Origin of the sequence: Klebsiella sp. BIGb0407, from assembly GCF_024807845.1 — a bacterium.
In the GTDB taxonomy this organism is placed as follows: domain Bacteria; phylum Pseudomonadota; class Gammaproteobacteria; order Enterobacterales; family Enterobacteriaceae; genus JGM124.
In genome coordinates, this window is sequence record NZ_JANUEQ010000006.1 from 207184 (window position 1) to 232019 (window position 24836).

The 24836-nt window shown below is 50.5% G+C and carries 22 protein-coding genes; 17 read left to right on the forward strand and 5 right to left on the reverse strand.

Translation table 11 applies throughout. From position 1 onward, the window contains the following. The first annotated feature begins 45 nt into the window (after positions 1–45). From murC to lpxC, 6 genes are all read left to right on the forward strand, one after another. Positions 46–1521: a UDP-N-acetylmuramate--L-alanine ligase gene (gene murC / locus M2387_RS18175; RefSeq protein WP_259051402.1), complete on the forward strand. Its 1476-nt coding sequence runs from the start codon at positions 46–48 to the stop codon at positions 1519–1521. Continuing rightward, a complete protein-coding gene (locus M2387_RS18180) occupies positions 1514–2434 on the forward strand; it encodes a D-alanine--D-alanine ligase (protein WP_259051403.1) in 921 nt (306 codons plus the stop codon). Before murC ends, M2387_RS18180 begins: the two co-directional genes overlap by 8 nt. A 1-nt stretch (position 2435) precedes the next feature. Beyond that, positions 2436–3287 carry a cell division protein FtsQ gene (gene ftsQ, locus M2387_RS18185; RefSeq protein WP_259051405.1) on the forward strand — a complete coding sequence of 284 codons (852 nt, stop codon included), beginning with the start codon at positions 2436–2438 and terminating at the stop codon, positions 3285–3287. Between the two features lie 2 nt (positions 3288–3289). Next, positions 3290–4546 (forward strand): cell division protein FtsA, encoded by a 1257-nt coding sequence (gene ftsA / locus M2387_RS18190; RefSeq protein WP_259051408.1) that lies wholly within the window; start codon positions 3290–3292, stop codon positions 4544–4546. A gap of 63 nt (positions 4547–4609) precedes the next feature. Further along, positions 4610–5761, forward strand: coding sequence for a cell division protein FtsZ (ftsZ, locus tag M2387_RS18195; RefSeq protein ID WP_259051410.1), 1152 nt, complete (start codon positions 4610–4612; stop codon positions 5759–5761). Positions 5762–5862: 101 nt separating this feature from the next. Next, positions 5863–6780 (forward strand): UDP-3-O-acyl-N-acetylglucosamine deacetylase, encoded by a 918-nt coding sequence (gene lpxC / locus M2387_RS18200; RefSeq protein ID WP_259051412.1) that lies wholly within the window; start codon positions 5863–5865, stop codon positions 6778–6780. An 8-nt stretch (positions 6781–6788) separates the two neighbouring features. Here lpxC and M2387_RS18205 read toward each other — a convergent pair whose 3' ends face one another. Next, on the reverse strand, positions 6789–7304 hold the full coding sequence (locus tag M2387_RS18205) for a DUF721 domain-containing protein (protein ID WP_259051413.1): 516 nt from the start codon (positions 7302–7304) through the stop codon (positions 6789–6791). Between the two features lie 23 nt (positions 7305–7327). Between M2387_RS18205 and secM the strand changes: the two genes are divergently transcribed. Both secM and secA read left to right on the forward strand, forming a co-directional pair. Further along, entirely contained in the window at positions 7328–7834 is a 507-nt protein-coding gene (gene secM / locus M2387_RS18210) for a secA translation cis-regulator SecM (protein ID WP_259051414.1), read from the forward strand. Positions 7835–7899: 65 nt separating this feature from the next. After that, positions 7900–10605, forward strand: coding sequence for a preprotein translocase subunit SecA (secA, locus tag M2387_RS18215; RefSeq protein ID WP_259051415.1), 2706 nt, complete (start codon positions 7900–7902; stop codon positions 10603–10605). 298 nt (positions 10606–10903) lie between these two features. Here the strand turns inward: secA and putP are convergent, their stop codons facing one another. Continuing rightward, entirely contained in the window at positions 10904–12412 is a 1509-nt protein-coding gene (gene putP, locus M2387_RS18220) for a sodium/proline symporter PutP (protein ID WP_259051416.1), read from the reverse strand. Between the two features lie 390 nt (positions 12413–12802). On the opposite strand from putP, the gene M2387_RS25945 reads away from it, so the two are divergent. From M2387_RS25945 to mutT, 8 genes are all read left to right on the forward strand, one after another. After that, the gene (locus tag M2387_RS25945) at positions 12803–12886 is read left to right on the forward strand and encodes a hypothetical protein (RefSeq protein WP_409040082.1); all 84 of its coding nucleotides are present in this window, start codon (positions 12803–12805) and stop codon (positions 12884–12886) included. A 275-nt stretch (positions 12887–13161) separates the two neighbouring features. After that, complete coding sequence (gene hutI / locus M2387_RS18225; protein ID WP_259051417.1) at positions 13162–14388, forward strand: imidazolonepropionase; 1227 nt, start codon at positions 13162–13164, stop codon at positions 14386–14388. Next, on the forward strand, positions 14385–15338 hold the full coding sequence (gene hutG / locus M2387_RS18230; RefSeq protein ID WP_259051418.1) for a formimidoylglutamase: 954 nt from the start codon (positions 14385–14387) through the stop codon (positions 15336–15338). Before hutI ends, hutG begins: the two co-directional genes overlap by 4 nt. Positions 15339–15731: 393 nt before the next feature. Further along, positions 15732–16463, forward strand: coding sequence for a histidine utilization repressor (locus tag M2387_RS18235; protein ID WP_259051420.1), 732 nt, complete (start codon positions 15732–15734; stop codon positions 16461–16463). A 142-nt stretch (positions 16464–16605) separates the two neighbouring features. Next, positions 16606–18297: a urocanate hydratase gene (gene hutU, locus M2387_RS18240; protein WP_259051422.1), complete on the forward strand. Its 1692-nt coding sequence runs from the start codon at positions 16606–16608 to the stop codon at positions 18295–18297. Continuing rightward, positions 18294–19820, forward strand: coding sequence for a histidine ammonia-lyase (hutH, locus tag M2387_RS18245; RefSeq protein ID WP_259051424.1), 1527 nt, complete (start codon positions 18294–18296; stop codon positions 19818–19820). Before hutU ends, hutH begins: the two co-directional genes overlap by 4 nt. A gap of 100 nt (positions 19821–19920) precedes the next feature. Next, complete coding sequence (locus M2387_RS18250) at positions 19921–21315, forward strand: amino acid permease (protein WP_259051427.1); 1395 nt, start codon at positions 19921–19923, stop codon at positions 21313–21315. Between the two features lie 208 nt (positions 21316–21523). Further along, positions 21524–21913 (forward strand): 8-oxo-dGTP diphosphatase MutT, encoded by a 390-nt coding sequence (gene mutT, locus M2387_RS18255; RefSeq protein ID WP_259051430.1) that lies wholly within the window; start codon positions 21524–21526, stop codon positions 21911–21913. On the opposite strand, the gene yacG is transcribed toward mutT, so the two are convergent. From yacG to coaE, 3 genes are read right to left on the reverse strand one after another with little or no spacing between them, the layout of a single operon-like run. Next, positions 21904–22116 (reverse strand): DNA gyrase inhibitor YacG, encoded by a 213-nt coding sequence (gene yacG, locus M2387_RS18260; protein ID WP_259051432.1) that lies wholly within the window; start codon positions 22114–22116, stop codon positions 21904–21906. The two genes, mutT and yacG, sit on opposite strands and share 10 nt — an antisense overlap. Before the next feature lie 9 nt (positions 22117–22125). Next, positions 22126–22869, reverse strand: coding sequence for a cell division protein ZapD (gene zapD, locus M2387_RS18265; protein WP_259051434.1), 744 nt, complete (start codon positions 22867–22869; stop codon positions 22126–22128). Beyond that, positions 22869–23489 (reverse strand): dephospho-CoA kinase, encoded by a 621-nt coding sequence (gene coaE, locus M2387_RS18270; RefSeq protein WP_259051436.1) that lies wholly within the window; start codon positions 23487–23489, stop codon positions 22869–22871. Before coaE ends, zapD begins: the two co-directional genes overlap by 1 nt. A gap of 273 nt (positions 23490–23762) precedes the next feature. Here coaE and M2387_RS18275 point away from each other — a divergent pair, with 273 nt between their 5' ends. Further along, positions 23763–24806 (forward strand): GMP reductase, encoded by a 1044-nt coding sequence (locus M2387_RS18275; protein WP_259051438.1) that lies wholly within the window; start codon positions 23763–23765, stop codon positions 24804–24806. Positions 24807–24836 lie beyond the last annotated feature (30 nt).

The window sequence follows — 24836 nt, forward strand, 5'->3', positions numbered from 1 at the left end:
CATGATTTTGATGTAATGACGGAATACCGTCCTCAGGTTTAGAGAATGAATACACAACAACTGGCTAAACTGCGTTCAATAGTGCCCGAGATGCGTCGCGTCCGGCATATTCACTTTGTTGGTATCGGCGGCGCCGGTATGGGTGGTATTGCTGAGGTTCTGGCTAACGAAGGCTATCAGATCAGCGGTTCCGATCTGGCTCCGAACCCGGTCACACAACAGTTGTCCGCGCTGGGCGCAACAATTTATTTCAATCATCGCCCTGAGAATGTGCGCGATGCGAGTGTGGTCGTAATGTCCAGTGCAATTTCAGTGGATAATCCTGAAATTGTTGCTGCCCACGAAGCGCGTATTCCGGTTATTCGCCGGGCAGAGATGCTGGCTGAGCTGATGCGTTTTCGTCATGGCATAGCGATTGCGGGCACTCACGGTAAGACCACCACGACGGCAATGGTATCCAGTATTTATGCTGAAGCGGGTCTTGATCCGACTTTCGTTAACGGCGGCCTGGTGAAAGCGGCGGGAACACATGCGCGTCTGGGTAATAGCCGTTACCTGATTGCTGAAGCCGATGAGAGTGATGCGTCATTCCTGCACTTGCAGCCTATGGTCTCCGTGGTGACCAATATTGAAGCCGACCATATGGATACCTACCAGGGCGACTTTGAGATCCTGAAGCAGACTTTTATTAATTTCCTGCATAATTTGCCCTTCTATGGTCGGGCAGTGATGTGTGTGGATGACCCGGTTATTCGTGAGCTGTTGCCACGCGTCGGACGTCAGACCACCACTTACGGTTTTAGTGATGATGCGGATGTTCGCGTTGAAGATTATCGTCAGTCCGGAGCGCAGGGCTACTTCACAGTAGTACGCCAGGATAAACCGGTCCTTCAGGTGGTACTGAATGCTCCGGGGCGTCACAATGCCTTGAACGCAACCGCTGCTATTGCAGTGGCGACCGAAGAAGGCATCGAAGATGCCGCTATCCTGAGAGCGCTGGAAAACTTCCAGGGAACCGGACGTCGTTTTGATTTCCTGGGTGAGTTTAACCTCGAAGCGGTCAATGGTAAGTCAGGTACTGCCACTTTAGTGGATGACTATGGTCACCATCCAACCGAAGTGGATGTCACGATTAAAGCGGCGCGTGCAGGCTGGCCGGATAAAAATCTGGTGATGATTTTTCAGCCTCATCGCTATACGCGTACGCGTGATTTATACGATGATTTTGCCAGCGTCTTATCACAGGTCGATGTGTTGCTGATGCTGGATGTCTATGCAGCGGGTGAGCCCGTTATTCCTGGCGCTGACAGCCGTTCGCTATGTCGTACTATTCGTAGCCGCGGTAAAGTCGATCCTATTCTGGTCTCTGACCACGCGGATGTGCCTGAGATGCTGGCTCCGATGCTTTCTGGTAATGATCTGATCCTCGTTCAGGGGGCAGGTAATATCGGCAAGCTTGCGAAATATTTAGCGGAGATCAAACTCCAGCCTCAAAAAAAAGAGGATGACCACTATGGCTGATAAAATAGCGGTACTGTCAGGTGGCTCTTCTGCTGAGCGTGAAGTTTCTCTGCAATCCGGACAAGCGGTTCTCGCGGGTCTGAAGGAAGCGGGGATTGATGCTGTGGTTTTTGACCCACAGATGCAGCCGGTAACAGAATTAAAAGCGCTGGGGTTTAATAAAGTCTTTATTGCTCTGCATGGGCGTGGCGGCGAAGACGGCACCCTCCAGGGATTACTGGAGATGATGCAGCTTCCCTACACCGGCAGCGGTGTTATGGCTTCGGCCATCACCATGGATAAACTGCGTACCAAACTGCTCTGGCAGGGTGCCGGGCTTCCGGTGGCTGCCGGGCTGATGCTACGTCGCGATGAGTGGATTCAAGGGCTTGCTGATTCCGAGCTGGCCCGCATTGAGGCTTTAGGGGTGCCGCTTATTGTGAAGCCAAACCGTGAAGGCTCCAGTGTCGGTATGTCAAAAGTAGACAACCTTGATGCGCTGCCTGAAGCACTAACGCAAGCCTTTAAGCATGACGTTGAAGTACTGATTGAGAAGTGGTTAAGCGGCCCTGAATATACCGTTGCGGTACTGGGAAATAATATTTTACCGCCGATCTGTATCCAACCGGCTGGAACCTTCTACGATTATAATGCTAAGTATATATCGGATCAGACAAAATATTTATGTCCTACCGGTTTGAGCGAACAGAAAGAGCAAGAATTGCAGGCGTTAGTTTTACAAGCCTGGAATATTTTAGAGTGCAGTGGCTGGGGACGCGTGGACGTAATGCAGGACAGTGACGGTCAATTTTATCTGCTGGAAGTCAATACCTCTCCGGGAATGACGAGCCATAGCCTGGTGCCAATGGCGGCGCGACAGGCTGGGATGACCTTCTCGGAGCTGGTAGTCCGTATTCTGGCGCTGGCTGACTGATATGTCGCAGGCGGCACTAAATTCGCGTCAGCGATCAGAAGAAGATAACGGTTCAGGACAGGGTAATGGTTCAGGACACAGTAACGGTTCGCGCCTGGCAGGAATTATTTTTCTGTGTATTGTGTTAGTTACGGTATTGGTCGGAACCTTTATGGTGGTGAACTGGATGGAGGATGCCCAGCGCCTGCCACTGTCAAAACTGGTCGTTACTGGCGAGCGGCACTATACGCGTAATGATGATATCAGGCAGTCTATTTTGTCATTGGGGCCCCCTGGTACCTTTATGACACAAGACGTTAATATCATTCAGCAGCAGATAGAACGTTTGCCCTGGATAAAACAGACCAGTGTAAGAAAGCAATGGCCGGACAAATTAAAGATTCATCTGGTTGAATTTGTGCCGATTGCGCGGTGGAATGATCAGCATATGGTCGACATGCAAGGAAATGCGTTTAGCGTGCCGGCTGCAAGGAGTAGCGGACAGCAGAATTTGCCGAAGTTATCGGGTCCGGAAGGTAGTGAAAATGAAGTACTGCAAGGTTATCGGGATATGGGAAGTATTCTGGCTAAAGATAACTTTACCTTGAAGGCTGTCGCCATGACGGCGCGTCGCTCCTGGCAGTTGACGTTAAATAATGGCATACAACTTAATCTCGGTCGGGGGGATACAATGAAACGTTTATCGCGTTTTGTTGAACTCTACCCGCTGCTTGAGCAACAGGCGCAGACGGATAACAAAAAGATAACCTACGTTGATTTGCGTTATGACTCAGGTGCAGCGGTTGGGTGGGAGGTGCTTCCTGACCCGGATCCTAATTTGGACAAGCAACAGAATCAGGCACAGGTAGAATAATAATGATCAAGGCGACGGACAGAAAACTGGTAGTGGGACTGGAGATTGGCACAGCCAAAGTTGCCGCTTTAGTAGGGGAAGTCCTGCCTGACGGTGTAGTGAATATTATTGGTGTAGGTAGTTGCCCGTCACGCGGTATGGATAAGGGTGGCGTAAACGATCTCGAGTCAGTGGTAAAGTGTGTACAGCGCGCCATTGATCAGGCTGAATTAATGGCGGATTGCCAGATTTCTTCAGTTTACCTGGCGCTATCCGGGAAACACATAAGCTGTCAAAATGAAATAGGTATGGTGCCTATTTCAGAAGAAGAAGTGACCCAGGAAGACGTTGAAAATGTCGTCCATACTGCTAAATCAGTGCGTGTCAGGGATGAGCATCGTGTTTTGCATGTCATTCCGCAAGAATACGCCATTGATTATCAGGAAGGCATTAAAAATCCAGTCGGCCTGTCTGGTGTGCGTATGCAGGCCAAGGTACATCTGATTACCTGCCATAATGATATGGCAAAAAACATTGTGAAAGCAGTGGAACGTTGTGGTCTTAAAGTTGACCAACTTATTTTCGCCGGTCTGGCTGCAAGCTATGCCGTGTTGACCGAAGATGAGCGTGAACTCGGCGTCTGTGTCGTTGATATTGGCGGCGGGACCATGGATATGGCGGTATATACTGGTGGTGCACTGCGCCATACCAAAGTGATTCCTTATGCAGGTAACGTGGTAACCAGTGATATTGCTTATGCTTTCGGAACACCCCCGAGTGATGCCGAAGCAATTAAAGTCCGTCATGGCTGCGCGTTAGGTTCCATTGTCGGAAAAGATGAAAATGTCGAAGTACCGAGCGTGGGTGGGCGTCCACCCCGCAGTCTACAGCGACAGACATTAGCAGAGGTTATTGAGCCGCGCTATACCGAGCTGCTTAACCTGGTGAATGAAGAACTTTTACAGTTGCAAGAACAGCTTCGCCAGCAAGGGGTGAAACATCACCTGGCTGCCGGTATCGTGCTTACCGGTGGAGCTGCGCAAATTGAAGGACTGGCCGCCTGTGCCCAACGTGTATTCCATACACAGGTGCGTATCGGACAGCCATTAAATATTACTGGCCTGACAGATTATGCCCAGGAGTCCTACTACTCAACAGCGGTAGGGTTGCTGCACTATGGTAAAGAATCGCATCTCAGTGGTGAGGCTGAAGTAGAGAAAAGGACCTCAGTTAGCTCGTGGTTTAAACGCCTTAACGGCTGGTTGAGAAAAGAGTTTTAATTTTTTGTAAGTGACCGGTGTATTTTACCGGTCTCAGGCAACAGGCGTAAACGGAGAGAAATTATGTTTGAACCTATGGAACTGACCAACGATGCGGTGATTAAAGTCATCGGCGTCGGCGGCGGCGGCGGTAATGCCGTTGAACACATGGTGCGTGAGCGCATCGAAGGCGTTGAATTCTTCGCAGTAAATACCGATGCCCAGGCATTGCGTAAAACTGCAGTAGGACAGACTATACAAATAGGTAATGGAATTACCAAAGGTCTGGGTGCCGGAGCGAATCCTGAAGTCGGTCGTAATGCTGCAGACGAAGATCGTGAAGCACTGCGTGCTGCGCTGGACGGTGCGGACATGGTCTTTATTGCCGCAGGTATGGGTGGTGGTACTGGAACCGGTGCTGCTCCTGTAGTTGCTGAAGTGGCAAAAGATTTAGGTATTCTGACTGTTGCCGTTGTAACCAAGCCTTTTAATTTTGAAGGCAAGAAACGTATGTTATTCGCAGAGCAGGGCATTGCGGAACTATCCAAGCATGTTGACTCTCTAATCACTATTCCGAATGACAAACTGCTTAAAGTTCTGGGCCGTGGGATTTCACTGCTGGATGCCTTTGGCGCAGCCAATGACGTGCTGAAAGGCGCAGTTCAGGGTATTGCTGAACTGATTACCCGTCCTGGCCTGATGAACGTTGACTTTGCTGACGTACGTACCGTGATGTCCGAAATGGGTTATGCCATGATGGGTTCCGGTGTCGCTCGCGGTGAAGATCGTGCAGAAGAAGCGGCTGAAATGGCTATCTCCAGCCCATTACTGGAAGATATCGATTTGTCAGGTGCGCGTGGTGTGCTGGTTAACATCACTGCGGGCTTCGATTTACGTCTGGATGAGTTTGAAACGGTCGGGAATACTATCCGTGCCTTCGCTTCAGATAACGCAACAGTGGTTATCGGGACTTCACTGGACCCGGATATGAACGACGAGCTGCGTGTGACTGTAGTGGCAACCGGTATTGGTATGGACAAACGTCCGGAAATTACCCTGGTAACCAATAAACAGACTCAGCAGCCTATTATGGATCGCTACCAGCAACACGGTATGGCACCATTAACACAAGAGCAAAAGCCTGTGAGTAAAGTCGTCAATGACAATACGCCACAGACGGCAAAAGAACCTGATTATCTGGATATTCCAGCTTTTTTACGTAAACAAGCTGACTAAGAATAAACCGAAGTTTGGGATAATCCGCTCTTTGTGCTAAAGTAACACACCGTTTGTAATATATACTGACGGCTAGAACATCAATTTGGCGAGATTATACGATGATCAAACAAAGGACATTGAAACGTATCGTTCAGGCGACTGGCGTCGGTTTACATACCGGCAAAAAGGTCACACTAACGTTGCGCCCTGCGTCGGCAAATACCGGGGTCATCTATCGTCGCACTGACTTGAATCCACCGGTAGACTTCCCGGCCGATGCCAAATCCGTGCGAGATACTATGCTCTGTACTTGCCTGGTAAATGAGCATGATGTACGGATTTCAACGGTAGAACACTTGAATGCCGCGCTGGCAGGATTAGGTATCGACAACATTATTATTGAAGTCGATGCGCCTGAAATCCCAATTATGGACGGTAGCGCTGCGCCGTTTGTCTATCTGCTGCTTGACGCAGGGATTGACGAACTGAATGTTGCCAAAAAATTCTTGCGTATTAAAGAAGCGGTACGCGTTGAAGATGGCGACAAATGGGCTGAATTATTGCCGTTTAATGGTTTTTCGCTGGACTTTACCATCGACTTTAACCATCCGGCGATTGATGCCAGCACTCAGCGCTACAGCATGAACTTCTCTGCTGACGCATTTGTGCGCCAGATAAGCCGTGCGCGTACCTTCGGATTTATGCGTGATATCGAATATCTGCAGTCCCGTGGCCTGTGCCTGGGCGGCAGCTTTGACTGCGCTATCGTGGTTGATGACTATCGCGTATTGAACGAAGACGGCCTGCGTTTTGAAGACGAGTTTGTGCGTCACAAAATGCTTGATGCGATTGGCGACTTGTTTATGTGTGGCCACAATATTATCGGTGCCTTTAATGCCTATAAATCAGGACATGCACTGAATAATAAACTGCTTCAGGCGGTACTGGCTAAGCAGGAAGCCTGGGAATGGGCAACCTTCGAAGATGAAGCTGAGTTACCACTGGCATTTAAAGCACCTAACCTGGTGCTGGCGTAACATTTAAGTTATCGATTACGACTGGTTTTGCTGGCACTCTCTCCGGCCAGGGAAGCCAGTCGTTCTATCGCTTTTCTAAGCTTCTCCGGGCTCCGCTTCGCCACTTCAAGCAAAGTATCAGCACTCTGTTCGCTTAACTGACGATTAACGGTATATTTCACGTTATTGGTTTGAGTGTTGTTTTCTTGTACTATTTCGGCCCTTTTTCCCGCCAGTGATGGATTAATCCTGATGTCGATTGATGTCAATGATGGTAATATTTGTGCGCGTAATGCACTGAGTAAAGCGGGCTGCTCGTAACGCAGGCGCATCAACCAGCTAGCATTTGCAGTTTCGATGACCAGAATACCCTGACGAAAGTTGGCAACCCGACACCAGGGATGCAGTGGCGCAGGTAAAATACCTTGTACTGCACGGTTTAAACGTAGCAGGGCGACAGCACGTTGCTGAATATTTTGCAGCATGCTTTCCTTGCCGCTATCGTCGAACAGATTATCCAGGGCTTGCGGGCGACTGTCGCGCATGTATTAAACTCCGGCGGAAATAAGTGATAACTATTCTAAATCGTTGGCGACAATTTGGTAGACGTTATTTCTGGCCGCACCTCCTGTTGGGAATGGTGGCGGCGGGACTCGGCTTGCCTGCGCTCAGCGGTAATACCGGACCAGGTGTTTCAACGGCAACTTCAACCGCCGAGAATAATACTGCCCGTCAGGTAGAGTTTGATAGCCTTATTCTGTTGCAAGAAAATACCAGACGCACCTCATTCAGCGTTGATTACTGGCATCAGCATGCTATTCGTACTGTTATTCGCCACCTTTCTTTTGCGATGGCGCCACAGGCACTGTCGATTGCAGATAAACATGAGCCGCTTAAGGCTCAGCATTCTGCGCTACTCAATTCTCTCAGCGTACTACTGACTCAGGAAGGTAAGCCTCCTGCGGTTGTGCGCCATACTGCACTCCAGACAATACCAGAGTCGGAAATTTTTAATACCGTCATCTGGATCCGTCAGCTGCAAGGTATCCGCGCAGGCCCCCTCCGTCTTGGTTAATTTATCACCTTTAATTATGACTTTAATTTATTACCCGTAAAGACGGAAGTATTTGAGAATTTATTATGTTAACCAAATTATTAACTAAAGTTTTTGGCAGTCGTAACGATCGTACTCTGCGTCGCATGCGTAAGCTAGTCGGTGTCATCAATGGCATGGAACCTGCGATGGAAAAGCTGTCAGACGATGAGCTGAAAGCAAAAACCGATGAGTTCCGTGGGCGTCTTGAAAAAGGCGAAACCCTGGAAAATCTGTTACCAGAAGCTTTTGCTGTGGTACGTGAAGCCAGTAAGCGTGTATTTGGTATGCGCCACTTTGACGTGCAGTTACTCGGCGGCATGGTACTGAATGAGCGCTGTATCGCTGAAATGCGTACAGGTGAAGGTAAAACCCTGACTGCAACCCTGCCAGCTTACCTGAACGGTCTGACCGGGAAAGGGGTACACGTGGTTACAGTGAACGACTACCTTGCACAGCGTGATGCCGAAAATAACCGTCCCTTATTTGAATTCTTAGGCCTGAGCGTAGGTATTAACTTACCTAACATGCCATCTCCGGCTAAACGTGCAGCTTATGGCGCTGATATTACCTACGGAACCAACAACGAATATGGTTTTGACTACCTGCGCGACAACATGGCATTCAGCCCTGAAGATCGTGTGCAGCGTAAACTTAACTATGCGCTGGTGGATGAAGTCGACTCCATCCTGATTGATGAAGCCCGTACCCCACTGATAATCTCAGGTCCTGCAGAAGACAGCTCTGAGCTCTACAAGAAAGTCGATAAAATTATCCCGAGTCTGATTCGTCAGGAAAAAGAGGACTCCGACACCTTTAAAGGTGAAGGTCACTTCTCGGTTGACGAAAAGTCACGCCAGGTTCATTTGACTGAACGTGGTCTGATAATTATTGAAGAGTTGCTGGTACAACAAGGCATTATGGATGAGGGTGAATCACTTTACTCCCCAACCAATATCATGCTGATGCACCATGTGACTGCCGCTCTGCGTGCCCACGTGCTGTTTACTCGTGATGTTGACTACATCGTCAAAGACGGTGAGGTCATTATTGTTGATGAACACACCGGTCGTACTATGGCTGGCCGCCGCTGGTCTGATGGCCTGCACCAGGCAGTGGAAGCAAAAGAAGGCGTTGAGATCCAGAATGAAAACCAGACTCTGGCTTCTATCACCTTCCAGAACTACTTCCGCTTGTACCAGAAACTGGCGGGTATGACGGGTACTGCTGATACCGAAGCATTTGAATTTAGCTCTATTTATAAGCTGGATACCATCGTCGTACCAACCAACCGTCCGATGGTTCGTAAAGATATGCCAGACCTGGTCTATATGACTGAACTGGATAAAATCGCCGCGATTATCGAAGATATCAAAGAGCGTACCGCTAACGGCCAGCCATCACTGGTAGGTACAATTTCGATTGAAAAATCAGAAGTTGTCTCTCAGGAGCTGACCAAAGCGGGTATCAAACATAACGTTCTGAACGCTAAATTCCATGCTAATGAAGCCGGAATCATCGCTCAGGCCGGTTATCCTGGTACCGTGACTATCGCTACCAACATGGCGGGTCGTGGTACTGATATTATGCTGGGTGGTAGCTGGCAGGCTGAAGTTGCTTTGCTTGACTCACCGACTCAGGAGCAAATTGATCAAATCAAAGCTGACTGGAAAGTCCGTCACGATGCGGTTCTGGCTTCTGGTGGTTTACATATTATCGGTACCGAACGTCATGAATCACGTCGTATTGATAACCAGTTACGTGGTCGTGCGGGTCGCCAGGGTGATGCTGGTTCTTCACGCTTCTACCTCTCTATGGAAGATGCCCTGATGCGTATCTTCGCTTCAGATCGCGTATCAAGCATGATGCGTAAACTGGGAATGAAGCCTGGCGAAGCGATTGAGCACCCGTGGGTCACCAAAGCGATTGCGAATGCTCAGCGTAAAGTTGAAAGCCGTAACTTTGATATTCGTAAGCAGCTGCTGGAATACGATGACGTTGCCAGCGATCAGCGCCGTGCTATTTATACCCAGCGTAACGAACTGCTGGATGTGTCGGATGTCAGTGAAACCATTAACAGCATCCGTGACGACGTCTTTAAAGCGACTATCGATTCCTATGTTCCACCACAGTCACTTGAAGAAATGTGGGATATCGAAGGCCTGGAAGAGCGCCTGAAAAACGACTTCGATCTGGACCTGCCGATTAAAGAGTGGCTGGATAAAGAACCTGAACTGCATGAGGAAACTCTGCGCGAGCGTATTCATCAGCAGGCGCTGGAGCTGTATCAGCGTAAAGAAGAGGTTGTTGGTGCAGAAGCGATGCGTCACTTTGAGAAGGGTGTAATGCTACAAACGCTGGACTCCCTGTGGAAAGAGCACCTGGCAGCCATGGATTATCTGCGCCAGGGTATTCACTTACGTGGTTATGCGCAAAAAGATCCTAAGCAAGAGTACAAACGTGAATCTTTTGCCATGTTTAGCACCATGCTGGAATCTCTGAAATACGAAGTGATCAGTACCTTAAGTAAAGTACAGGTCCGTATGCCGGAAGAGGTTCAGGCGATGGAAGAGCAACGCCGTGAAGAAGCTGAGCGCCTGGCCCGTATGCAGCAACTGAGTCATGTTGATGATGATACTCAGGCGGCACAATCCCTCGCAGCTGAGCAAGGCGATCGTAAAGTGGGTCGTAACGATCCGTGCCCATGTGGTTCAGGTAAAAAATATAAACAGTGTCATGGTCGTTTAAGCTAATCCCTCTTGCCGTAGTGCATTTACGCATTGCTTGAAAGACTAAATGAGGAGGAAACCTGTTTTCCTCCTCATTTTTTATACATGAAGGTCAGTGCCATTAACGCACTGGCCTTCATACTTTTTAACGGTGTCGATATGCGGTATTGACGCGTGGAGTAAGGCAAAAGAGGGTTGCCAACAGGGAATAGATAAACCGATAAACCTTGAGTTAGCAGGCCCAGGCGCGGAAGAAACTACCCCATGCCTTGAGAAACTCGAAGTGTTAACGGCCCAATTTATAAGGCCGTCCACCCACAAATTATTTTTTCTGTATACGTGATGGTGACGCAGAGTGATAGTACGCATCGGCTTCGGTAAAACGCTTCTGTATCGCGGCTGATGGCATTTTATCCAACAGACTGAATACCATAATCCCAATGCTACCGAAAACAAAGCCCGGGATGATTTCGTACAGACCCAGCCAGGCAAACTGTTTCCAGACGATAACCGTTACGGCACCAATTATCATCCCAGCCAGCGCGCCGTTACGGGTCATACGTGACCACAATACCGAGAACAGAACCACCGGACCAAACGCAGCACCAAACCCAGCCCATGCATAGCTTACCAGACCCAGCACACGGTTATCCGGGTTAGCCGCAAGTGCAATAGAGACCAGGGCAACCACAAGCACCATGATGCGCCCTATCCACACTAACTCTTGCTGACTGGCATTTTTACGAAGGAAGGCTTTGTACAAATCTTCAGTAATCGCACTGGAGCATACCAGCAACTGGCAGCTCAGGGTCGACATCACTGCGGCGAGAACCGCGGAGAGAAGAATACCGGCAATCCATGGGTTGAACAGGATTTGTGCCAGTTCAATAAACACCCGTTCGGCATTCTGGTTAACTGGCCCTGCCAGCGCGGGGAAGTTAGTAAAGTAAGCTATGCCAAAGAAGCCAACGGCAACCGCTCCCATCAGGCACAGGACCATCCAGGCCATGCTGATGCGACGAGCGTGAACAATACTATGGTGGGAATCCGCTGCCATAAAGCGTGCCAGAATATGTGGTTGACCGAAGTAACCGAGTCCCCATCCCATCAGCGAAATAATCGCGACAAAGTTCAGCCCTTTGAGCATATCCACGTTTTCAATGCTCTTTTGTTTAATGACTTCCAGTGAGTCGTCGAAACCACCGACGCCAATGATGACCATTACGGGGGTCAGGATCAGGGCAAAAATCATCAAACTGGCCTGCACGGTATCGGTCCAGCTCACCGCCAGGAAGCCACCAATAAATGTGTAAATGATAGTTGCTGCTGCTCCCACCCACAGTGCTGTTCCATAACTCATACCAAAGGTGCTTTCGAACAGACGCGCTCCCGCAACAATACCGGAAGCACAGTAGATGGTGAAAAACAGCAAAATAACCAATGCGGAGATAATACGTAAAATACGGCTTTTATCTTCAAAACGCCCGGTGAAATAATCCGGTAACGTCAATGCGTTATTGTTGAACTCTGTATGTACGCGTAAGCGTCCGGCAACCAGTTTCCAGTTGAACCATGCACCTAATACAAGACCGATAGCAATCCAGCTCTCTGAAATTCCCGACAGAAAAATTGCACCCGGTAATCCCATAAGCAACCAGCCACTCATGTCTGATGCACCTGCGGATAGCGCGGTGACAAATGGCCCTAAGCGACGTCCTCCCAGAATATAATCGTCAAAATTCTTGGTTGAACGCCATGCAAAAAAACCTATAAATATCATGCCGAAAATATAGACACAGAATGTCACTAACAGCGGTGTACTAATACCCATCAAAATTCTCCACAATTATATTTCGGCAATTCCATGATTTGCCGTTTTATGACCCACCGTAATGTGGTCAAGATCTCTATGTTTACCAGGGCCACTAAATCCCGCAGTCATCGATGTTCATTCTCAATCGATTTAACACACCATTTACATCAAATTTAATCCAGAGTAGACGGCTTTTTTCTGTAGGTTGCACTTCTTCACATTTTTTTAGGTTGCACCTTTGAAAAGTGTTAACTCCTACAGAGAAAAGAAACTGAAAATTTTATCGACCACAGAATGAAAATCACGCCATTAACTCTTCATTCATTTTAAATATTGTAATGCATGTCACATTTAACCAGGTTGCACAAAGTTGCAATATTGTGAAGATTTTTCAGTATTGGGGGTGAGATCGATAACACCACTCGTAAACGTATTAAAGCAGTAGCCTCACGAATCGACCGCACGCCATCTTTAATTAACTCGAGAGACTGAAAATGACGAGATATTCCCTGAGCAAATCCAGCCGCAGTCTGTTTCCCTGACAACTATCACTGCCGACTGTCGCCGCGCTGAAACCGATGCCGTACCCATGCTGAAGGTAACTTAGCGTCGACTAACCCCTGCTTCTGCCAGACATGCTTTTCTTCGTGGGTCCAAGAACGAAATAAGGTTAAGACTCACAAAAAACCAACATTTATTTAAGCCTTTATTGACAAGTACAGCGTAATGAAAATAAATGTCTATACAACCCATGACAAGTGAACATTATGACTGAACTGACCGCAGAAGATCGCATCTGGCGCAACGCTCGCCTGGCAACGCTAGACCCGTTACGTCCGCAGTCTTATGGTCTGCTCGACAATCATGCGCTTATTGTGCGTGGAGGATATATTCACGCCATCGTTCCGGATGCCGATATTCCCGACGGTGCCGTTCACGTCATCGACGTTGGAGGCAGACTTATTACGCCGGGTCTTATCGACTGTCATACGCACCTTATTTTTGGCGGCAGCCGTGCGCAGGAGTGGGAGCAACGGCTAAACGGTGCGTCATACCAGCAAATCAGCGCAGCAGGCGGCGGCATTAACTCGACGGTGCGGGCAACCCGGGATATGCCTGCAGAGCAGCTCCAGTCGCTTGCTCAGGAACGACTGAACCGGTTGATGCGTGAAGGGGTGACCACTCTTGAGATAAAGTCCGGGTATGGGTTAGATCTGGAAAACGAAGAGAAAATGTTGCAGGTTGCCGGAGCGCTGGCACAGGTGAATCCCTGTGAGGTGAGCCGTACGCTGCTTGCGGCTCACGCCACTCCCCCGGAGTATAAAGACCGGGCTGATGAGTATATTTCCCGGGTCTGTGAGACGATATTACCGGCACTGTGGCAGAAAGGCCTGTTCGAAGCGGTGGATGTTTTTTGCGAGAACGTCGGCTTTAGCCCGGCGCAAACTGAACGAGTATTCCGTACCGCTTACGATTTGGGTATCCCGGTGAAGGGACACGTGGAGCAGCTCTCATCTCTCGGCGGTGCGCAATTGGTCGGGCGTTACCAGGGGCTGTCCGCCGATCATATTGAGTATCTTGATCGTGACGGCGTGGTCGCCATGAAGCAGGGCGGCACTGTGGCCGTACTGCTCCCGGGCGCCTTCTATTTCCTCAATGAAACCCGTAAACCACCGATTGCGTTGCTGCGCGAATTGCAGGTGCCGATGGCGGTCGCCACCGACTACAATCCGGGTACCAGCCCGTTCGCCAGCCTGCATCTCTCAATGAACATGGCCTGCGTGAAATTTGGCCTGACGCCGGAGGAAGCCTGGGCCGGAGTGACTCGCCATGCCGCAAAAGCGCTGGGGCGTCAGGATTCCCATGGTCAGCTAACCGCTGGATTTGTGGCGGATTTTGTCGTCTGGGATGCGCAGCACCCGGTCGAAATCGTTTATGAACCTGGGCGGAATCCGCTCTGGCAACGCATTTTTCGTGGTGAGGTGACAGCATGAATCTGTGGCATCCGGTAGCCCCTTCACTCTGGCAGGGACGTGATGACAGCCTGGAGGCTCCCAACGCACTGCGCCTGTTTCAGTCGATTACCAACGACGGTGATTTTTCCCCGCAAAACCATAGCAGTAAAATTGCGTTGTTGGGGTTTGAATGTGATGAAGGAGTGAAACGCAATCAGGGACGGGCTGGTGCTGCACAAGGCCCGGATATTCTACGTGGCGCGCTGGCTAATATGGCCAGTCATCGCGGCCATGAGCAGCTTGTAGAGATGGGGAACATTCGTGCGGAGCCAGAAAAACTGGAAGCCGCGCAGCAGGCACTCCACGATGCGGTGCTGGCTTGCCAGCAGGCCAGGATGCGCACTCTGGTTTTTGGTGGGGGACATGAAACCGCGTTCGGGCATGGTTCTGCGGTGCTGAGTGCGTTTCCCAATGAGCGTATTGGTATTGTTAACCTCGATGCACACCTGGATTTACGCCATGCACCGCATGCCAGCTCCGGCACACCTTTCCGCCAGCTGGCACTGCAGTGTGAAGCGCAGCGGCGTGGTTTTCACTATACCTGCATAGGCGCAAGCAGGGCTTCAAATACCGCTGCACTGTGGGAAGAGGCGGCACATCGTCATGTCACGGTGATCGAGGATCTTGACGTGTTGAACGTCATAGAAGATCGCGCGTTGCCGGAAATCCATCGGGTGATCGACAGTTACGATCGCATCTACCTGACTATCGATCTTGATGTCTTACCCGCGTGGGAAATGCCCGCAGTCTCAGCTCCTGCGCCGCTTGGGATCCCGCTGATGCTGCTGCTGCGGATAGTCGAACCGCTGTGTCGCAGCGGTAAACTACAGGCAGTCGATTTGGTGGAGTTTAATCCTACATTTGACCGTGAAGGGCAAGGAGCGAAAGTCGCAGCGCGTCTGGCATGGCAAATTTTACACTGGTGGTAGGATTACTTCTGCTTTAAAAATAAGGATACCCGTCATACTTCAAGTTACAGGTGCGTTGGCTGCGTTCATTCACCCGAATCACTTACTTGGGTAAGCTCATCGGGATTCATTCTCTTGCCGCCTTCCTGCAACTCGAACTATTTTGGGTATACCCGTCATACTTCAAGTTACAGGTGCGTTGGCTGCGTTTATTCACCCGAATCACTTACTTGGGTAAGCTCATCGGGATTCATTCTCTTGCCGCGTTACGAGACTCATAAATGAGTCTCGTCCTGACGGGCCAACGCTTTACGTTGTTCAAAACGTAAACATTTTGTCCTGTAACTCGAATTATTTAGTGTATATACTCCGCTGAATTCGCCGACGATGTCAGACAAAAGGAACGCCAGCGCTATGTATTCCCCCAGACTCGCACCCGCCAGCGCGCCGGTGCCATTTTATGAGAAAGTGAAGCAGGCTATCAGCGAGAAGATTTACACGGGAGTCTGGCAACCGCACGATCGCATTCCGTCGGAAGCAGAACTGGTCGCGCAGTTTGGTTTCAGCCGCGGGACGGTCAACCGCGCGGTGCGCGAAATGACCGATGCAGGCCTACTGGTACGGTTGCAGGGTGTTGGCACTTTTGTGGCTGAGGCAAAGGGAAAATCGGCGTTGTTTGAAATCCGCAGCATTGCCGATGAGATTACCGCCCGCAACCATCAACACCGCTGTGAAGTGTTGTTACTCGAAGAGACGCGTGCCGACTTCATCCAGGCTACGGCCCTGGAGGTGCTAGAGGGGACGCGTATTTTCCATTCAAGGATCGTGCATTTCGAAAATGACACCCCGGTGCAGATTGAGGATCGTATTGTCAACGCCGCCATCGTGCCTGATTATCTGCAACAGGATTACTCCACCACTACGCCGCACGCTTATCTGTCGCTGATTGCGCCGCTGACGGAAGGGGAGCACATCGTTGAGGCTGTCGCCGCCACACCGGACGATTGCCGTTTATTGCATATTAAAGAGCATGCCCCCTGCCTGCTCATTCGACGCCGTACCTGGTCTACCTCGCATGTTGTCTCCCTTGCTAACCTGCTTTTCCCCGGTAGCCGCTACCGTTTACAGGGGCATTTTAGCTCCTGATCTCTCAGCGTCAGCAAAAACGTGATTGCTGACGCAATATAATAAAAATGTATCTGACTTGTTAAAAATGCACTTGAGCATGGTTGTATAGGCAAGTATATATGATTGCATATTAACCGGTCATCATCAGGAGAAAACAACAATGTCGCTAACCAAATTCCGCCGGCAGGATATACGCGCTCCACGTGGTACAGAACTCACGGCCAAAAGCTGGCTGACCGAAGCTCCATTGCGCATGCTGATGAACAATCTGGACCCGGACGTAGCGGAAAACCCGCATGAGCTGGTGGTTTACGGTGGTATCGGCCGTGCGGCACGTAACTGGGAATGCTATGACGCTATTGTCAAGGCGCTGACTCAGCTTGAAGATGATGAAACACTGCTGGTGCAGTCCGGTAAGCCGGTGGGGGTATTTAAAACCCACAGCAACGCACCGCGTGTGCTGATTGCCAACTCCAACCTTGTTCCACACTGGGCAACCTGGGAACATTTCAACGAGCTTGATGCTAAAGGCCTGGCCATGTACGGCCAGATGACCGCAGGTAGCTGGATCTACATCGGTAGCCAGGGCATTGTGCAGGGGACTTATGAAACCTTCGTTGAAGCCGGTCGTCAGCACTACAACGGCAGCCTGAAGGGACGCTGGGTATTAACCGCCGGTCTGGGTGGCATGGGCGGCGCGCAGCCTCTGGCGGCCACTCTCGCCGGTGCCTGCTCGCTGAATATTGAATGCCAGCAGAGCCGTATCGATTTCCGTTTGCGTACCCACTATGTGGATGAGCAGGCGACCTCGCTCGATGATGCGCTGGCGCGTATCAAAAAGTACACCTCAGAAGGCAAAGCCGTGTCTATCGCCCTATGCGGTAACGCGGCGGATATACTGCCAGAGCTGGTAAAACGTGGTGTGCGCCCGGATATGGTTACCGACCAGACCAGCGCGCACGATCCGCTGCACGGCTACCTGCCACAAGGCTGGACGTGGGAAGAGTATCAGCGCAATGCGGGAGAAGATCCGCAGGGTACGGTTGAAGCAGCAAAACGTTCGATGGCAGAGCACGTTAGCGCGATGCTGGCCTTCAGCAAGCAGGGTGTCCCGACTTTTGACTACGGTAACAATATTCGCCAGATGGCCAAAGAGATGGGCGTCAGCAATGCCTTTGATTTCCCGGGTTTCGTACCGGCCTATATTCGTCCGCTGTTCTGTCGGGGCATTGGGCCGTTCCGCTGGGTGGCGTTGTCAGGTGACCCGGAGGACATCTATAAAACGGATGCCAAAGTGAAGGAAATTATCAAAGACGATGAGCATCTGCACCACTGGCTGGATATGGCGCGCGAACGCATTAGTTTCCAGGGACTGCCGGCACGTATCTGCTGGGTGGGCCTGGAGTGGCGTCAGAAACTTGGCCTGGCGTTTAACGAAATGGTACGCAGAGGTGAAGTTTCTGCACCCATTGTTATTGGTCGCGACCACCTGGATTCTGGTTCAGTGGCCAGCCCCAACCGTGAAACTGAAGCCATGCGCGATGGCTCTGACGCGGTTTCTGACTGGCCGCTGCTGAATGCGCTGCTTAATACCGCGAGCGGTGCGACTTGGGTGTCCCTGCACCACGGTGGTGGCGTAGGAATGGGCTTTTCCCAGCACTCTGGCATGGTTATTGTCTGTGACGGTACCGACGAAGCGGCAGCGCGTATTGCCCGCGTGCTACACAACGATCCGGCGACTGGGGTGATGCGTCACGCCGATGCCGGGTACGATATTGCCATCGACTGTGCTGCCGAGCAGAAGCTCAATCTTCCTATGGTCGCCGCAACACAAGGACATCATTCATCATGAAAACCTTGACACTTAACCCTGGCAAACTGACTCTGACGCAGCTGCGTAACGTATATCAGCATCCATTGCACCTGGCGCTCGACGAGAGTGCTTTTGCTGCCATCAATGAAAGCGTAGCCTGCGTCAACGGCATTATTGCTTCAGGGCGTACCGCTTACGGAATCAACACAGGATTTGGTCTGCTGGCTTCGGCCCGTATCGACAATAATGATTTAGAAAATTTGCAGCGTTCGCTGGTGCTGTCTCATGCCGCGGGCGTCGGTGAACCGTTGGATGACGCGATGGTGCGCCTTATTATGGTGCTGAAAATTAACAGCCTGGCGCGTGGTTTTTCCGGCATTCGTTTGCAGGTTATTCAGATGCTGGTGGCCATGGTTAACGCCGGGGTTTATCCGCGGATCCCGGCAAAAGGCTCCGTGGGTGCCTCCGGCGATCTGGCCCCGCTGGCGCATATGTCGCTGACCTTACTCGGCGAAGGCCTGGCCCGCTGGCAGGGCGAGTGGTTGCCTTCCTGCGAGGCACTGAAAAAGGCCGGGTTGCAGCCACTGACACTGGCGGCAAAAGAGGGCCTGGCGCTGCTTAACGGTACACAAGCCTCCACCGCCTTCGCGCTGCGAGGCCTGTTTGAAGCGGAAGACCTCTTTGCCTCCGCTGTGATTTGCGGAGCCTTGACTACCGAAGCAGCGCTGGGCTCACGCCGTCCATTTGACGCCCGTATCCATGAAGTACGCGGCCAGCGTGGACAGATTGATGCCGCTGCACTATATCGCCATGTTCTCACCGATGACAGCGCCGTTTCACAGTCACACCACAACTGTAGCAAAGTGCAGGATCCCTACTCTTTGCGCTGCCAGCCACAGGTGATGGGAGCCTGTCTGACCCAGCTGCGCTATGCCGCAGAAGTCCTGTTGACCGAATCTAACGCGGTCTCTGACAACCCGCTGGTGTTTGCCGCCGAGAACGAGGTTCTCTCTGGCGGTAACTTCCACGCAGAACCGGTTGCCATGGCGGCAGATAACCTCGCCCTGGCGATTGCCGAAATAGGTTCTTTGTCAGAACGCCGCATTGCCCTGCTGATGGATAGCCACATGTCCCAGTTGCCGCCGTTCCTCGTGAAAAACGGTGGGGTGAACTCCGGCTTTATGATTGCCCAGGTTACCGCTGCTGCGCTGGCGAGTGAGAACAAAGCCCTGTCGCACCCACACAGCGTCGACAGTCTGCCGACCTCGGCAAACCAGGAAGACCATGTATCGATGGCACCCGCTGCCGGGCGTCGCTTGTGGGAAATGGCTGCCAACACCCGCGGTGTGATAGCCGTGGAATGGCTGTCAGCCTGCCAGGGACTGGATATGCGTGAAGGTCTGACGACCAGCCCGCTGTTGGAACAGGCGCGTCGGCTGTTGCGGGAACAGGTTTCCCATTATGACAAAGACCGTTATTTCGCCCCCGATATTGAAGCTGCCATTGCTCTGCTGGCACAACGTCACCTGACGAAACTGCTGCCTTGTAGTATTGCCTGGTAAAACCCACTTTTCTGTACCTGTAGCCTGGGGAGCGGTTCCGCCCCAGTGCTGCTCTACACGCATTGATGTCGTCATAAAACAATAATCAGGACAATCAAAAATGCAACAACACAACAACCAGCCCCGTTTGCTGCGCGGGCTTAACGCCCGTCATATTCGTTTTATCGCGCTCGGTTCCGCCATCGGCACTGGGTTATTCTATGGTTCTGCCGCCGCTATCCAGACCGCCGGGCCTGCCGTGCTGCTGGCGTATCTCCTCGGCGGTGCGGCAGTCTTTATCGTTATGCGTGCGCTGGGTGAGATGGCGGTTCGCAACGCTATTCCCGGCTCATTTGGCAGCTATGCCCGTCACTATCTTGGCCCGCTTGCCGGGTTTATCACCGGCTGGACCTACATTTTTGAGATGGTAATCGTCTGCCTCGCCGATGTTACCGCGTTTGGTATTTACATGGGGCTCTGGTACCCCGACGTTCCACGCTGGACCTGGGTACTGAGTATCATCTTCTTTATCGGCGCGATGAACCTGTGCCACGTGCGTGTCTTCGGTGAAATGGAGTTCTGGCTGTCACTGTTAAAAGTGGCGGCAATTATTGCCATGATTGCCGCTGGAGCCGGGATCATCTTCTTCGGTTTCGGTCAAAATTTCCCGGCTACAGGAGTTTCGAACCTGTGGGAGAACGGAGGGTTTGCGCCTAATGGCTGGGAAGGGGTAATAGCTTCGCTCGGGATCGTGATGTTCGCCTTTGGCGGTATCGAAATTATTGGTATCACTGCGGCAGAAGCACAGGATCCGAAGAAAGTTATCCCCCAGGCCATCAACACGATCCCGCTACGCATCGTTCTGTTTTACGTTTGTACGCTGGCGGTACTGATGGCTATTTTTCCGTGGAACAGTATTGGCGAGGAAGGCAGTCCGTTTGTACTGATTTTTAGTGGCCTGGGGATTCCGGCGGCTGCGAATATCCTCAACATCATTGTTATCAGTGCAACCATTTCGGCTATTAACAGCGACATTTTTGGCGCAGGTCGCATGATGTATGGCATGGCGAAAGAGGGGATGGCGCCGAAAAGTTGTCTGCGTATCTCGAATCATGGTGTGCCCTGGATGACGGTGTTAGTCATGGGGGGCTCACTGCTGGCAGCAGTGGTGCTTAACTGGCTCATTCCGGAGCGAATTTTTGTGCTTATTGCCTCACTTGCCGCTTTCGCAACGCTCTGGGTATGGATAATGATCCTGTTAGCTCACTTTGCAATGCGCCGCAGCATGAGCAGCGCTGAAAAGGCACAGATTGCTTTCCCAATACCCTTCTGGCCGGTAGCACCGATCCTGACGTTGCTGTTTATGGGGCTGGTGATTGTCGTGCTTGGCTGGTTTGAAGAGACCCGCATGGCGCTTATCGCCGGACTGGTGTGGCTGGCGCTACTGATAGTGGTGTGGTTCACCTGGGCAAAGAAAAGCGTCGGGGAGACCGTCACTGAGACCATCACCGAGTAAGTATCCTCCTGCAGAGCCGGGGCTTTGAGAGCCCTGGTTCAAACAAACCGAATTTTAATTTTTATCCCGAACCTTTCTTGATAAGAAAACAGCCACCCCGTTCTTTAGCCGCTGACAGAGTCCGATAAAAATGGTAAGAGTTAAGGTCATTGTCACATCTATGATGTCCTGCTTGTATTATCCGTTACTCTATAAATAGGCGTTAAGCATGAAAAAAATACACATCGCTGCGGGAATTATCCAAAACACGCTGGGCAATATCTTTATCACTCAGCGTGGGCCTGACATGCATATGGCCAATAAATGGGAATTTCCTGGTGGTAAGCTGGAGGAGGGAGAAACGGCTGAACAGGCGCTGGTGCGCGAGCTGCATGAGGAAGTGGGTATTGATGCAGTTGAGTTCCAGCATTTTGAAACACTAGAATACGCATTCCCTGACAGACAAATTACTTTGACTTTCTTTCTGGTCAGTCAATGGGAAGGTGAGCCTTGGGGTAAAGAAGGGCAACCTGGACGCTGGGTTAAACCGAGTGAATTACTAGCTGACGAATTTCCGCCAGCTAATGCATTAATTATTGAGAAATTAACTCAGAATTGATCCCTGCCAGGTTCTTCGCTCCATTCATCATGATCGGAATATAACTGGCTGCCCTGAATTACTTTTTCTTCGGCAGCCCACTCTCCTAAATCAATCAACTGGCAGCGCTTTCTGCAAAATGGGCGATATGGGCTGCTCTCATTCCAGATAACGCTTTTGCCACAGCTGGGGCAATTGACTACAGGGGTTTCATCTTGGCTCATATTGACTCCTTAACAGCAAGCTAACTCAAAATCCAGGCGTTCCGGGATGATGCCATTTTCAGCATCAACCGGCATAAAACGAATCGCAAAACGATTTTTATGCCCTGAGATTTGCGGATAAATAGGCTCACTGGTATCAAGCTTCAGGCGCAGTAAATCTGCCTCGTCACTGTTGTTCTGATAAAAACCATTTAAGCTCGTTTGTTTACGATAGGGTACTGAATTACGAATAATATCGAGAATTAAATCCAGCGCCTGTTGTATCGGGTTGAGGCTGGCAAGCCACTGTGAGACCTGATTGTCACGACTCTCTTGTGGCAAATGAAGCCAGAGATGCAGGGTTGGCAGGTCAAAGCTGCAACAGCCACCAGGGATGTTCAGACGCTGACGAACCAGAGCAATCAGGCGGTCTTCTCTTAATTGCTGACCGATACGTGGCGCTGACATTAGCACTGTAGAACAACTTTCCAGCTGTTTGCGTAATGTTGCAATACGTTGTTCATCGACGCCCGGTACTTCTGACCAGCTCAGAAGTTTCCGCTGTTGTCTGCCCAGCTCTTTCAGGATCTCGGTACGCATTTCTCCGCGTTCGAAAACATCTAGTAACTCACCGATATTACGAAAGAAATAGAGTGCTCGGGCGGTGTCATTCACGGGTAATACGGTATTAAGTTGCTGTATAAGAAATTCGATACGTAACCAAGTACGCATCTTTTCATTTAACGGGTGTTCAAAAAGAACCTCAGTACTCATTATTCTCTTTCCTGTTGTGCGGCTCTGGTGGCCAGCATCAGATACTGACGGTGTAAACTCTCAACCGGTTGTTCGATTGCCTCAGGACTGCCATCATTATTAATCACATCATCAGCAATGGCGAGACGCTGTTCACGACTTGCTTGTGCAGCCAGAATTTTTTCAGCCTGGGTGCGGGAAATTTGGTCCCGCTGCATCGTGCGCTGTATCTGACATTCTACAGAAACATCGACCACCAGCACGCGGTCTGCTTTGTCCTGAAGACTATTTTCCACCAATAAGGGGACGACCCACAAGACATAGGGTGATGTTGCCTGTTCAATAAGATAGCGTGTTCGCTGATGGATCAATGGGTGAAGAAGCGCATTGATCCAGTATTTATCTTCGGGGAAATTGAAGATCCTCTCACGCAGTGCGCGACGATTAAGCCCCCCATCTGACAATAAAATTTCGGGACCAAAATGTTGAGATATGAGATCTAAAGCAGGCTGACCGGGCTCAACAACCTCCCGTGCAATGATATCAGCATCAACAACGGTTATACCTACGCGGGAAAATGCGTCGGCAACAGTACTTTTGCCGCTGCCAATTCCTCCCGTAAGAGCGACCGTATATTTCATTGAACCATCCAGATATATTTTATTTTCAATGGGATATATAAATTATTCGTTATGCTAACTATTCACAGACAGCATATAGCGACCTGCTAAATTATGTTGCAGAGTGCGATTACCGTTTCTCAGGTAAATTTGAACGATTGTAACGCAAAAAAGAGTATTTTCGCAGTCTTGCGAAGCCATTATTAGTGCGTATGATAGCTTCACTGGAGTTGGCGGTTGTTTCGCCTTTTGTATTTTATCTGTTCACAGCCATTCGACCCAGGAATTCGTAACATGCGTATTGAAGAAGATTTGAAGTTAGGTTTTAAAGATGTTCTTATCCGCCCGAAACGTTCTACTCTGAAGAGTCGCTCTGACGTTGAACTCGAACGTCAATTCACCTTCAAGCATTCAGGTTTATCCTGGTCTGGTGTACCGATTATCGCTGCGAATATGGATACGGTTGGCACCTTTGAAATGGCCCATGCTCTGGCTTCTTTCGATATCCTCACTGCCGTTCACAAACACTATACTGTTGAACAATGGCAGAAATTTGTTCAGTCATCTTCTGAAGAACAGCTGAAATTTGTCATGGTTTCTACCGGCACTTCTGACGCTGATTTTGCGAAAACGAAGCAAATTCTGGCGCTGACGCCGATGCTGAAATTTATCTGCATCGATGTAGCTAATGGTTATTCTGAACATTTTACCCAGTTTCTCAGCAAGGCTCGTGATGCCTGGCCAGATAAAGTCATTTGTGCCGGAAACGTGGTGACCGGTGAAATGTGTGAAGAGCTGATCCTGTGTGGCGCAGATATCGTTAAAGTCGGTATTGGCCCGGGTTCAGTTTGTACTACTCGTGTGAAAACCGGCGTTGGCTATCCACAACTTTCTGCCGTGATTGAATGTGCCGATGCGGCACATGGTCTGGGCGGACAGATTGTCAGTGACGGTGGTTGTAGCGTACCTGGTGATGTCGCAAAAGCCTTTGGCGGCGGCGCTGACTTTGTGATGCTCGGTGGAATGCTGGCGGGTCACGAGGAAAGTGGTGGCACGGTTGTTGAAGAAAACGGTGAAAAATTCATGCTGTTCTACGGTATGAGTTCAGAGTCTGCGATGACCCGTCATGTTGGTGGTGTCGCCCAGTACCGTGCAGCCGAAGGTAAAACCGTGAAGCTGCCATTACGTGGGCCGGTAGAAAACACCGCGCGTGATATCCTCGGCGGCCTGCGTTCAGCCTGTACCTATGTGGGTGCCTCTCGTCTGAAAGAGCTGACTAAACGTACTACCTTTATCCGCGTTGCAGAGCAAGAAAACCGCGTATTTAATAGCCTCTAATCGGCAATAATAATGGCGCAGCTTTGCTGC